Annotated in this window: 13 protein-coding genes; all 13 read left to right on the top strand. The window is 35.6% G+C overall.

Features of this window, described 5'->3' with window-relative positions; all coding sequences use genetic code 11:
- The first annotated feature begins 18 nt into the window (after positions 1-18).
- The 13 genes from DMB65_RS01150 to DMB65_RS01090 all read left to right on the top strand — a co-directional run bounded on the left by DMB65_RS01150 (position 19) and on the right by DMB65_RS01090 (position 11,608).
- Positions 19-585: an anthranilate synthase component II gene (locus tag DMB65_RS01150; protein ID WP_110304837.1), complete on the top strand. Its 567-nt coding sequence runs from the start codon at positions 19-21 to the stop codon at positions 583-585.
- Between the two features lie 142 nt (positions 586-727).
- Positions 728-1,135 carry a GNAT family N-acetyltransferase gene (locus tag DMB65_RS01145; RefSeq protein ID WP_110304836.1) on the top strand — a complete coding sequence of 136 codons (408 nt, stop codon included), beginning with the start codon at positions 728-730 and terminating at the stop codon, positions 1,133-1,135.
- A gap of 77 nt (positions 1,136-1,212) precedes the next feature.
- A complete protein-coding gene (gene trpD, locus DMB65_RS01140) occupies positions 1,213-2,205 on the top strand; it encodes an anthranilate phosphoribosyltransferase (protein ID WP_110304835.1) in 993 nt (330 codons plus the stop codon).
- 84 nt (positions 2,206-2,289) lie between these two features.
- Positions 2,290-3,069 (top strand): indole-3-glycerol phosphate synthase TrpC, encoded by a 780-nt coding sequence (trpC, locus tag DMB65_RS01135; RefSeq protein ID WP_110305044.1) that lies wholly within the window; start codon positions 2,290-2,292, stop codon positions 3,067-3,069.
- A gap of 66 nt (positions 3,070-3,135) precedes the next feature.
- Positions 3,136-3,768, top strand: coding sequence for a phosphoribosylanthranilate isomerase (locus DMB65_RS01130; protein ID WP_110304834.1), 633 nt, complete (start codon positions 3,136-3,138; stop codon positions 3,766-3,768).
- Between the two features lie 12 nt (positions 3,769-3,780).
- On the top strand, positions 3,781-4,962 hold the full coding sequence (gene trpB, locus DMB65_RS01125) for a tryptophan synthase subunit beta (RefSeq protein ID WP_110304833.1): 1,182 nt from the start codon (positions 3,781-3,783) through the stop codon (positions 4,960-4,962).
- A gap of 148 nt (positions 4,963-5,110) precedes the next feature.
- Entirely contained in the window at positions 5,111-5,428 is a 318-nt protein-coding gene (locus DMB65_RS01120; protein WP_110304832.1) for a gamma-glutamylcyclotransferase family protein, read from the top strand.
- Between the two features lie 128 nt (positions 5,429-5,556).
- Positions 5,557-6,318, top strand: coding sequence for a tryptophan synthase subunit alpha (gene trpA / locus DMB65_RS01115; protein ID WP_110304831.1), 762 nt, complete (start codon positions 5,557-5,559; stop codon positions 6,316-6,318).
- A 31-nt stretch (positions 6,319-6,349) separates the two neighbouring features.
- Positions 6,350-6,772, top strand: coding sequence for a hypothetical protein (locus tag DMB65_RS01110; RefSeq protein ID WP_110304830.1), 423 nt, complete (start codon positions 6,350-6,352; stop codon positions 6,770-6,772).
- Between the two features lie 207 nt (positions 6,773-6,979).
- Positions 6,980-7,609, top strand: a complete 630-nt coding sequence (locus DMB65_RS01105) for a TetR/AcrR family transcriptional regulator (RefSeq protein ID WP_110304829.1) — start codon at positions 6,980-6,982, stop codon at positions 7,607-7,609.
- Entirely contained in the window at positions 7,599-8,921 is a 1,323-nt protein-coding gene (locus tag DMB65_RS01100) for a TolC family protein (protein WP_110304828.1), read from the top strand. The genes DMB65_RS01105 and DMB65_RS01100 overlap by 11 nt, the downstream gene beginning before the upstream one ends.
- Positions 8,922-8,933: 12 nt before the next feature.
- A complete protein-coding gene (locus DMB65_RS01095) occupies positions 8,934-10,013 on the top strand; it encodes an HlyD family secretion protein (protein ID WP_110304827.1) in 1,080 nt (359 codons plus the stop codon).
- Between the two features lie 5 nt (positions 10,014-10,018).
- Complete coding sequence (locus DMB65_RS01090) at positions 10,019-11,608, top strand: MDR family MFS transporter (RefSeq protein ID WP_110304826.1); 1,590 nt, start codon at positions 10,019-10,021, stop codon at positions 11,606-11,608.
- Positions 11,609-11,727 lie beyond the last annotated feature (119 nt).

The following is an 11,727-nucleotide window of genomic DNA, read 5'->3' as shown; positions in this document are numbered from 1 at the left end:
AAACAAAAACAAAACATCATGAAAAAAATATTAGTTATAGACAATTACGATAGTTTCACTTACAACTTAGTACACTATCTGGAAGATTTAAACTGCGAAGTAACCGTTTACAGAAACGACGAATTTGATATTGACGAAATCGCTTCTTTCGATAAAATATTGCTTTCCCCTGGCCCGGGAATTCCGGATGAAGCGGGTTTGCTTAAGGACGTAATTCGCAAGTATGCCCCGACAAAAAGTATTTTAGGAGTTTGCTTAGGACAACAGGCCATCGGGGAAGTTTTTGGAGGAACACTCTCAAACCTGGACAAAGTATATCACGGTGTTGCCACCAATGTAAAAAAAGCAGTTTCAGACGAATCCTTATTTGAAGGACTGGAAGACGAATTTGAAGTAGGAAGATACCATTCGTGGGTTGTTGACGCAGATCTTCCGGAGGTTTTAGAAGCAACTTCATTTGAAGAACATGGTCAGGTAATGTCTTTACGTCATAAAACATACGATGTTCGCGGCGTACAATTTCATCCTGAAAGCGTGTTAACACCAAACGGAAAAAGAATTTTAGAGAACTGGATTAAAGGATAGAAACTAGTCCAAAGTTTTAAAGTCCAAAGTCATAAAGTCAAATATTAAAAACTTAGACTTTCGGTATTTTAAAAAACATGTAATTAAAATTAATATTAAAAGTCAAAGACTTTAAGACCTTCGACTTTAGACTTTAAGACTTATGCAAATAACAATTTTAGAAACTAAAGAAATCAATATTGAAGATATTTTAGTATTGTATAAAGCTAATAAATGGAGTTCTGCTAATAAACCAAATGAGTTGTATAACGGACTTCTGAATTCTGAAACTTTAGTAACGGCCTGGGAGGGAAAGAAATTAGTGGGATTAGGAAATGCAATTTCAGACGGGTATTTAACCGTTTATTATCCGCATTTATTAGTACTTCCTGAATATCAGGGAAAAGGGATCGGGAAATTGATTATGGATAAAATGCAGGAGAAATACAAACACTTCCATATGCAGATGTTAACTGCTGATGGAAGAGCAGTTGATTTTTACAAAAAAAACGGATTCGAACGTGCAGGGAAAACAGAACCAATGTGGATTTATCAGGGAAATGAACATTAAAGCCGTTTTCAGTCCCAGTCTCAATTTTCAAAAAAACTTAGAGCCTCAGTAACTTAGAACTTTAGCAACTTAAAAAAATGAAAAATATATTAAATAAATTAATCAACCACGAAGTGCTTACCAAAGAAGAAGCAAAAAATGTATTGATTAATATTTCAAGCGGTCAGTATAATCCGAGTCAGATTTCGGCTTTTTTGACCGTATTTATGATGCGAAGCATTACGATTGATGAACTTTCGGGTTTTCGTGAAGCTTTATTAGAATTGTGCATTCGTGTAGATTTATCAGCTTACAACACCATCGATTTATGCGGAACGGGAGGTGACGGAAAAGACACTTTCAATATTTCAACCTTAGCTTCATTTGTTGCTGCAGGAGCCGGAATAAAAGTAGCCAAACACGGAAATTATGGTGTTTCATCTATTTCAGGATCAAGCAACGTAATGGAAAAAATGGGGATTAAATTCAGCAATGATCCTTCTTTTTTAGAAAAATGTATCGATGAGGCAGGAATTTGTGTTTTACATGCACCGTTATTTCACCCTGCAATGAAACATGTTGGGCCAATCCGTAAAGAACTGGCTGTAAAAACATTCTTTAATATGTTGGGGCCAATGGTAAATCCTGCGTTTCCACAAAATCAGCTGGTTGGCGTTTTCAACCTTGAATTAGCAAGAATGTATGCTTATTTATATCAAAGTACCCATGTGAATTTTACGATTTTACATTCGCTTGACGGCTATGACGAAATTTCATTAACGGGACCAACCAAAATCATTACCAGCAATATGGAAGGAATGCTAAAACCGGAAGATTTTGGCGTTCGTCTTTTATCACAAACCGAAATCGAAGGTGGGAAAACCATTGAAGAATCGGCAGAAATCTTTACTAATATCATTTCAGGAAAAGGTACAGAAGCCCAGAATAATGTAGTTTTAGCCAATGCTGCAATGGCAATTGCAACAGTAACAAAATGTTCACCGATGGAAGGATTTGAATTAGCGAAGGAAAGCTTATTTTCCGGAAAAGGATTAGTAGCTTTGAATAAATTGAAAGAATTAAGTAAATAAAATTTAGTTTCAAGTTTTCTTAGTTTCAGGTTTCAAGTTGTTGGAACGTGAAGCTTGAAACCTGAAACCAGAAACAAAGAAAAAATGAATATTTTAGATAAAATCATATTTGACAAACAACGAGAAGTTATTCTTAAAAAATCAATCATACCGGTTTCGCAATTGGAAAATTCAGTATTTTTTGAAAGACAAACGATTTCTCTAAGTCAAAAATTAAGACAAAGCTCAACTGGAATTATTGCAGAACATAAACGTCGTTCGCCTTCAAAATCAATTATCAACAACAATTTCACAGTTGAAGAAGTCGTTAAAGGATATGAAGATGCAGGAGCTTGCGGAATTTCAGTTTTAACTGATGGAAAATACTTTGGCGGTTCACTGGACGATTTACTTTTAGCACGAGCAAGTGTAAATATTCCGCTATTGCGAAAAGAATTTATTGTTGATGAATACCAGATTCTCGAAGCAAAAGCGCATGGAGCTGATTTGATTTTATTGATTGCCGCCGTTTTAACCCGTGAAGAAATCAAATCCTTATCTGAATTTGCAAAGAAATTAGGTCTCGAAGTTTTACTGGAAGTCCACAATCAGGAGGAACTCGAAAAATCGATTATGCCAAGTCTGGATATGATTGGCGTGAACAACAGAAACCTGAAAACTTTTGAAGTAAGCCTTGATTTCAGCAAACAGCTGGCATCTCAAATCCCGGATGAATTTGTAAAAGTGTCCGAAAGCGGAATCTCGTCAATCGAAGCGATTCAGGAACTAAAACCATATGGCTACAAAGGTTTCCTAATTGGAGAAAACTTTATGAAAACAGATAATGCCGGACAGGCAGCAACAGAATTTATTAAACAGCTATAAAGCTTCCAGCTGTGGGCAATCAGCCCAAAGCCCAAAGCCCAAAGCCCAAAGCCCAAAGCGAACAAAATGAAACTCAAAATATGCGGCATGAAATATCCCGAAAATATCCTCGAAGTAGGTGCGCTCCTACCCGATTATATGGGATTTATTTTCTGGGATAAATCCGCAAGATATTGTGACGGAAACATTCCGGAACTTATAAAAACAATTAAAAAAGTCGGTGTTTTCGTCAATCAAAGCGAGGAAGAAATTCTGGAAAAAGTCGAAAAACACCATTTACAGGCCGTTCAGTTACATGGAAATGAATCGGTAGCTTTTTGCTCGGAACTAAAAAAACAATTACCCCAAAAAACCGAAATCATAAAAGTTTTTTCTGCCGATGAAAATTTTGATTTTGATATGATAAAACCATTTGAAAATGTCTGCGATTATTTTCTGTTTGACACCAAAGGAAAATTACCAGGCGGTAACGGAACCACTTTTGACTGGACAATATTAAAAAAATACAATTCGGAGAAGCCTTTCATTTTAAGTGGCGGCATCGGAATGAACGAATTAAAAGCCATCGAAGAAATTTCAAAAAGCAAATTACCTATCTATGCTGTCGATATAAATAGTAAATTTGAAATCGAACCGGGACTGAAGAATAAAAACCTATTAAGCAATTTCAAACGAAAATTTGAAATTGTCAACATCTAAAATTTAAACAAAATGAATTTTAACGTAGACGAAAAAGGATATTATGGAGAATTTGGAGGCGCTTATATTCCGGAAATGCTCTATCCAAATGTCGAAGAATTACGCCAGAATTATTTAAAAATTACAGCTGAACCTGATTTTAAAGCAGAGTTTGACCAATTGCTCAAAGATTACGTTGGCCGCCCTAGTCCGCTTTATTTTGCCAAACGCTTATCTGAAAAATACAATACCAAAGTTTATCTGAAAAGAGAGGACCTAAACCATACCGGAGCCCATAAAGTGAACAACACTATTGGTCAAATATTAGTTGCCAGACGTTTGGGCAAAAAACGAATTATTGCCGAAACCGGTGCCGGTCAGCACGGAGTTGCAACAGCGACAGTTTGTGCTCTAATGGGAATGGAATGCATCGTGTACATGGGCGAAATCGACATTGCACGTCAGGCACCAAACGTAGCACGAATGAAAATGCTGGGTGCCGAAGTTCGTCCGGCACTTTCTGGTTCAAGAACCTTAAAAGATGCTACAAACGAAGCCATTAGAGACTGGATCAATAATCCGGTTGATACTCATTATATCATTGGTTCTGCAATTGGACCTCATCCGTATCCGGACATGGTAACCCGTTTTCAGAGCATTATTTCAGAAGAAATCAAATGGCAGCTAAAAGAAAAAGAAGGCCGCGAAAACCCGGATTACGTAGTCGCTTGTATTGGTGGTGGAAGTAATGCTGCCGGAACCTATTATCACTTTTTACACGAGCCTGAAGTGGGAATTATCGCAGTCGAAGCAGCCGGAAAAGGTGTTGACAGCGGTCATAGTGCTGCGACAAGCAAACTGGGAAAAGTAGGCGTTATTCACGGATGTAAAACCCTTTTAATGCAAACTCCTGACGGTCAAATTACAGAACCATATTCGATTTCTGCAGGTCTTGATTATCCCGGAGTTGGCCCTATGCACGCACATTTGGCACAATCAGGACGTGGCGAATTCTTCTCAGTGACCGATGACGATGCTATGAATGCAGGCTTGCAACTTACGAAATTAGAAGGAATTATTCCGGCAATTGAAAGTGCTCACGCCTTTGCTGTTCTCGACCAGAAACAATTCAAACCAACAGATATTGTGGTAATCAGCCTTTCGGGGCGTGGCGATAAAGATTTAGATAATTACATAGATTATTTTAAATTGTAATAAAAATCGTAATTTGGGCGTTCCCTACGGTCGGGCTATCCGCTAAATTCCCGTTTAACAAAAACTACGGCAAAAAAGCCTTGTTTTTCTAAAACGGGAGATACCGCTGCTATCCCTAACGCAAACAATAACGAGAAAAATAAAATTTATGGAACAGATATTTTCTTACGGAACATTACAGTCAAAAGAAATTCAGATGCAGGTTTTTAATAAACTGTTAACCGGAACACCAGACCAATTGACAGGCTATAAACTAAAAGACCTGCAAATAGAAGAAGAATTTGGAATTGAAGACTATTTTGTCGCTGCTCCCAGCGAAAATCCATCGGATGCAATTGATGGTATCGTTTATAGTATTTCCAGCTCAGATCTGGTCAAAGCGGACCAATTTGAATCCAATGCCTATAAAAGAGTTCAGATAACACTGAAATCCGGAATAACAGCATGGATTTATATTGAAAATTAATCTGTAAAAGATTCCAATTTAACTATTTCAGGTTTTAAGGCCCTTGAAGATTTAGAAAAATTTACTTTAGATAAAATACCCCTTTTAGTTTTTAAAAAACTTAAAGGAATAAATAATTAAGACATAAAATGAACAGAATAACTCAAAAACTACAAGAAGATAAAAAGATTCTTTCTATTTATTTTTCTGCAGGATATCCAGATTTAAATGATACCGTTCCAATCATTCAGGATTTAGAAAAAAACGGTGTTGACTTAATCGAAATTGGTTTGCCGTTTAGTGATCCGTTGGCAGATGGCCCAACCATTCAGGCAAGTTCTACGCAGGCGCTTCATAACGGAATGACAACAGAAGTTCTTTTCAATCAGCTGGCTAACATCCGCGAAAGCGTAAAAATCCCATTGATCATCATGGGCTACTTTAACCCAATGCTACAATACGGGGTCGAAGCCTTTTGTAAAAAGTGTGCCGAAATTGGTATCGACGGTTTAATCATCCCGGATCTTCCGGTAGATGTTTATGCAGACCAATACAAAGCTATTTTCGAAAAATACGGTTTAATTAATGTGTTTTTAATTACACCGCAAACTTCAGAAGAGCGTATTCGTTTTATTGACAGTGTTTCAAACGGATTTATCTATATGGTAAGCTCTGCAAGTGTTACAGGTTCTCAGTCCGGTTTTGGAAATGTTCAGGAAAGTTATTTCGAAAGAATTGGAAACATGAACTTGAAAAATCCACAGATAGTTGGTTTCGGAATTTCAAATAAAGAAACCTTCAGTCAGGCTACCAAATATGCAAAAGGGGCGATTATTGGGAGTGCTTTCATCAAACATTTATCTGAAAACGGAAGTGGGAAGATTGCGGAATTTGTTGGTAAAATTAAATAGTTAGACGGCATTTCAGATAAATACTATTCAAATGAGCTATATTAAAACATTTCTATTATTTTGTTTGATCGGTTTTTCTCAATTTTGTTTGGCAAAAACTGAAACAGATACGATTACAAATTGGCAGATATACAAAGGCTCAGAATTATTATTTCATAGCAATGAGTTCGAATGTTATAAACTAACAGGAATAGTAAAGAAGAACGATGATTTTAAGTCTTTAAAAATTGTTCTTTTTCGTGATACAAAGTCATATGGAAAACAAAAAATTAAATTATTGAACGGAGAAAGAGTCGTGATAGAATTTGATTATGAAAATAATAACGAATTAGAAATAGTCAGAAGTAAAATTCAAAGTTTATTTGAAAAAACAAAAATAGATTTGACAATAATGTATTACGATGAAAGAGAAGTGAAAGGAATATTGTTAGGATACTTACAATTAGAAAACTAAATACAGTGGGCTAAAATACTATAAAAAGAATGACAAGATTGCAAAAAAAGCTGAAATACTAATGTGTTTCAGCTTTTTTTATTTCAAAAACATAAAATTAACACAAATTATCGAAACCGTTTTATGTTAATATTGCGTTAAAACAAAACTAAACAAGTGTTTAATTTAAACAAGTGTTTAATTTTGTATTCGATTAGAAACACGATCATGTCAAACATCGAATTAAACGACAAAAAAATTCAGATTCTGGAGGTAGCTGAAAAGCTGTTTTCTGAGAAGGGATTTGAAGGCACCTCAATACGGGATATTTCAAAGATTGCAAAAATTAATGTGGCCATGATTTCGTATTATTTTGGTTCAAAAGACCGATTACTTGAATCACTCATTATCTACAAAACTTCTGATTTAAAATTAAAACTTGAAAATTTATTGCAGGAAAATATCGAACCACTTGAGAAGGTAAATAAGTTAATTGAAATTTACATTACCAGAATCAATTGTAACAAAGGTATTTTCAGGGTTTTACATTTTGAACTCAATTCAAAAGAGAGAGAAAAAAGCATGACCGCTTTTACCGAATTAAAAAAAGGGAATCTAAAGTCGGTAGAAAGCATTATTAAGCAGGGTCAGTCAAAAGGCGTTTTTAGAAAAGATGTTATTATTCCGCTCATTACACCTACAATAATTGGCACTTTTTTTCATTTTCATATGAACAAACCTTTCTTCGTCGAGTTACTGAATTTAAACACTGAAGAATTGTATGATAATTATATAAAAACGACTCTTAAAAAGCACATTCAACAAACTATAAAAGCACTACTTGTTTATGAAAATTAGTCAATTAATGCTCTTTGGAGTTTTCTTTATCGGAATATCTTCAGTAGAAGCACAAGAAAAAACAAGTTTAACCTTAGATGAGGCTGTTAAACTGGCCTGGGAAAAAAGTAACGAAGTTACTCTCGCTAACACTAAGGTAAACACGAAAAAATACGAATTACAGTCGGTTAAAAATAATCAGTATCCAGACCTGAAAGTTTCGGGTCAATACCAACGCTTAGGAAAAGCTTCGATTGATATGCACAATGACCAAGCAAGCTCTGAGCCAATTGCATCTCCGGATCGCGCTATGTTAGGAATGGCTAATCTTAGTTTACCCCTTTTTTCCGGATTTAAAATCCAGAGCAGTATTGACGCTTACGATAATTTATACGAAGCTGAAACAGCAAATGCAGCTAAAACCAAAGAAGATGTAGCACTTCGTGTGATTACGTATTATACTGCATTATACAAAGCTCAAAAAACATTAGATCTTTTAAACGAAAATCAAAAACAAGCGAAACAGCGTGTAACTGATTTTACCGAATTAGAGAAAAACGGAATTATTCCGAGAAATGATTTATTGAAAGCACAATTGTTGGTATCCAGAACGCAATTATCAATAGATGAAGCGAATAACAATCTCAACAACATCAATTTCTACTTAACAACGTTACTAAAATTAGAGCCTTCTGTAAAACTTCAGGTGAATGAGCAGGATTTCTTTAATTTAAAAACAAGCAATGCTCCAACATCTGATGCATTAGCTTTAGAAAACAGAAAAGACTTAGAGGCAATTCGTTTACAGTCAAAAGCCAGTGAAGCAAACATCAGGGTTGCAAAAGCAGGCTATTATCCTTCCCTTGTTTTGTTGGGTGGCTACACTGCTTTTGATCTTAAGGATTTTATTACTGTAAAATATGCCATGAATTTTGGCGTTGGTTTATCATATGATTTATCCGGAATTCTCAAGAACAATTCTCATGTAAAAGAAGCCGAAAGCAGAGCCCTTGAAGTAAAAAATTCTGAAGCACTTTTAACGGATCGCATCAAAATTGAAGTTCAAAAATCTATTGAAGATTATGACTTAGCCATTAATCAAAGTGTGGTTTATAATGAGGCACTTCAACAGGCAACTGAAAACTACAGACTCGTAAAAGATAAATTTGATAATGGTTTATCAGATACTAATGATTTGGTAGAGGCCGATGTTGAAAATCTTAGTGCTAAAATCAACACCGCTTTATCAAAAGCGACTATTATTCAAAAATATTATGAACTGCTTTCAGTATCAGGACAATTATCTCAATCATTCAATCTTTCTAAAATATAATCGCTAGCTCTCATGGAAAAGAAAAAGACAAATAAAAAATTCATCATCATACTAACCGTTTTGGTTTTAGTGGGAGGAACTTACGGAATTTCAAAATATTTACACTCTCAGGCTCACGAAGAAACAGACGATGCTCAAATCGAGAAAAAAATGAACCCAATTATCCCGAGAGTTTCCGGATATATTAGTAAAGTATTTGTAAAAGATAACGATTTTGTAAAAAAAGGAGATACTTTATTTACTATTGACAAAAGAGATTATCAGTTAAAAATTGATGAAGCTCAAGCAGCATTATTAGGTGCTGAAAGTCAATACGAAGCTGCAAAAGCGGATATTGGAAGTGCATATGCCAGCATAAATGTTTCTGATGCCAATATGAAATCAGCTAGCGGATCAATTGAAAGTGCGAAAATCAGACTGAGACAGCTTACAAACGATTATAACCGTTACAATAATCTGTACAAAACGCATACTATTACAAAACAGCAGTACGAGCAGGCATTAACTGCAAAAGAAGAAGCAGAAAATCAGGTACGTGTTTTAGAGCAGCAACAAAGAGCAAGTTCTTACCAAAAATCGGTTATCCAATCAAAATCTAAAGTTTCTGACAAACAAACAGAAGTTGCGGCAGCTAATATCAAAAAAGCTCAGACTATGCTCGAAGTAGCAAAACTAAACCTTACCTACACAGTTGTAACCGCTGCAATAGATGGTCAGGTCTCTAAAGTAGATATTCAGCCAGGACAATTGGTTCAACCGGGACAATCTTTATTTTACATCATCAATAACAATGAAGCCTGGGTTGTAGCTAACTTCAAGGAAACACAATTAAACAAGATGATTGTGGGACAAAAAGTAAGTTTAAAAGTAGACGCTTACCCTAACTACGAGTTTAAGGGTACTTTAACGTCATTTTCTCCTGCTACAGGATCCCGTTTTTCATTATTGCCTCCTGACAATGCGACAGGAAACTTCGTCAAAACAATCCAGAGATTACCCGTTAAAATCAGTTTAGATTCTTCAAACGATCCTGAGAAAGTAAAACTTTTGAGACCAGGAATGAATGTTGATGTAGACGTACACCTGAAATAAAATAAATGGCAGCAGCAGTACAATCAGATGATGATTTAGTAGAATACGGTTATAGACGTGTTATCATTACAATTACAGCAGTACTTTGTGCATTGCTTGAAATTGTAGATACCACGATTGTAAACGTAGCACTGACAGACATGCGGGGAAGTCTTGGGGCAACCCTGACTGACGTTGCGTGGGTAATTACAGCATACGCCATTGCGAATGTGATTGTAATTCCGATGACGAGCTGGCTATCGCAGCAATTTGGAAGACGTAATTATTTTGTGGCCTCCATTATAATATTTACAGTCTGTTCTTTTTTATGCGGAAATGCCACTAATATATGGGAACTGGTTGCTTTTCGATTCGTACAAGGTATGGGTGGGGGCGCGTTGCTGGTAACAGCCCAAACGATTATTACAGAAAGTTATCCGGTAGCAAAACGTGGAATGGCACAGGCGATTTATGGAATGGGTGTAATTGTTGGACCTACCCTAGGACCACCTTTAGGGGGATATTTAGTTGAACATTATTCCTGGCCCTATATTTTTTATATCAACATACCGTTAGGAATTATTGCTACAGTTTTAGCTATTTCATTTGTAAGAAGCCCTAAATATGGTGAAAAATTAAAAGCCAATCAGGTTGACTGGTGGGGAATCATATTATTAGCTACTTTTATTGGATCTTTACAATTTGTTCTGGAACACGGGCAACAAGATGACTGGTTTGATGATTCTTTAATCATAACCTTAAGTGTTGTAACAGTTTTAGGATTGGTTTTATTTATCTGGAGAGAGCTTACTTATAAATACCCAATCGTAAACTTAAGTGTTTTAAAAGACGGAAACTTAAGAATTGGAATCGTAATGTGTTTTATTCTTGGCTTCGGTTTATATGGATCAACTTTGATTATTCCGATTTATACACAGTCAATTTTAGGATGGACAGCTACTGAAGCCGGATTATTACTGATTCCCGGATCAATCACAACTGCATTAATGATGCCTTTTGTTGGAAATATGATTCAAAAAGGCGTTCCTCAGGGTTATATGGTGGGAGTTGGATTTTTAATTTTCTTTTTCTTTACTTTCATGATGCATAATCGTTTGACTCCTGACACGGGTGAAGAACATTTATTCTGGCCATTAATTTTAAGAGGTATTGGTTTGGGATTGCTTTTTGTTCCTATTACCACACTTTCTCTTTCAACTTTAAAAGGAAAACAGATTGGTGAAGGAGCAGCTTTTACCGGAATGATGCGTCAGTTAGGCGGATCTTTTGGTATTGCTATTATTACCACTTTCATTACACGTTTTAGCCAGGAACACAGAGTAAATCTAATCAACAATTTAGATCCTGCAAAATTTGATGTTCAGCAGCGTATTGCAGGAATGCAGCACGCTTTTATGGCAAAAGGATATAGTGCCGATGTCGCTTTGAAAAAAGCATATCAGGCTATAGACCTTTCCGTACTTAAACAAAGTACTGTAATGGCTTACATGGATATTTTCATGTACTTAGGACTACTGTTTTTATGTTGTATTCCAATTATCTTTTTTATCAAAAGAGGTAAGAACAAGATTAATCCCGCAGATGCGATGCATTAATATTTAGTAATTTATAATACAAAAAATCCGTATCAGTTTCCTGTGACACGGATTTTTTAGTTTTTTGTAAAATGTGCTTTGTAAGAAGTAAAATATTTTGAAAAAAAAACTTAAACGTT

This window comes from Flavobacterium cheongpyeongense, from assembly GCF_003202435.1.
Lineage (GTDB): Bacteria > Bacteroidota > Bacteroidia > Flavobacteriales > Flavobacteriaceae > Flavobacterium > Flavobacterium cheongpyeongense.
Note: the sequence above shows the minus strand (reverse complement) of the source record. Positions and strands in the feature narration are given on the sequence as shown.

Excerpts from the sequence above, each read along its gene's own strand:
- DMB65_RS01105 (WP_110304829.1), top strand. The coding sequence starts at position 6,980 with ATGTCAAACATCGAATTAAACGACAAAAAAATTCAGATTCTGGAGGTA.
- DMB65_RS01110 (WP_110304830.1), top strand. The coding sequence starts at position 6,350 with ATGAGCTATATTAAAACATTTCTATTATTTTGTTTGATCGGTTTTTCT.
- DMB65_RS01145 (WP_110304836.1), top strand. The coding sequence starts at position 728 with ATGCAAATAACAATTTTAGAAACTAAAGAAATCAATATTGAAGATATT.
- DMB65_RS01100 (WP_110304828.1), top strand. The coding sequence starts at position 7,599 with ATGAAAATTAGTCAATTAATGCTCTTTGGAGTTTTCTTTATCGGAATA.
- trpC (WP_110305044.1), top strand. The coding sequence starts at position 2,290 with ATGAATATTTTAGATAAAATCATATTTGACAAACAACGAGAAGTTATT.
- DMB65_RS01130 (WP_110304834.1), top strand. The coding sequence starts at position 3,136 with ATGAAACTCAAAATATGCGGCATGAAATATCCCGAAAATATCCTCGAA.
- DMB65_RS01120 (WP_110304832.1), top strand. The coding sequence starts at position 5,111 with ATGGAACAGATATTTTCTTACGGAACATTACAGTCAAAAGAAATTCAG.
- DMB65_RS01150 (WP_110304837.1), top strand. The coding sequence starts at position 19 with ATGAAAAAAATATTAGTTATAGACAATTACGATAGTTTCACTTACAAC.
- trpA (WP_110304831.1), top strand. The coding sequence starts at position 5,557 with ATGAACAGAATAACTCAAAAACTACAAGAAGATAAAAAGATTCTTTCT.
- DMB65_RS01090 (WP_110304826.1), top strand. The coding sequence starts at position 10,019 with ATGGCAGCAGCAGTACAATCAGATGATGATTTAGTAGAATACGGTTAT.
- trpD (WP_110304835.1), top strand. The coding sequence starts at position 1,213 with ATGAAAAATATATTAAATAAATTAATCAACCACGAAGTGCTTACCAAA.
- DMB65_RS01095 (WP_110304827.1), top strand. The coding sequence starts at position 8,934 with ATGGAAAAGAAAAAGACAAATAAAAAATTCATCATCATACTAACCGTT.
- trpB (WP_110304833.1), top strand. The coding sequence starts at position 3,781 with ATGAATTTTAACGTAGACGAAAAAGGATATTATGGAGAATTTGGAGGC.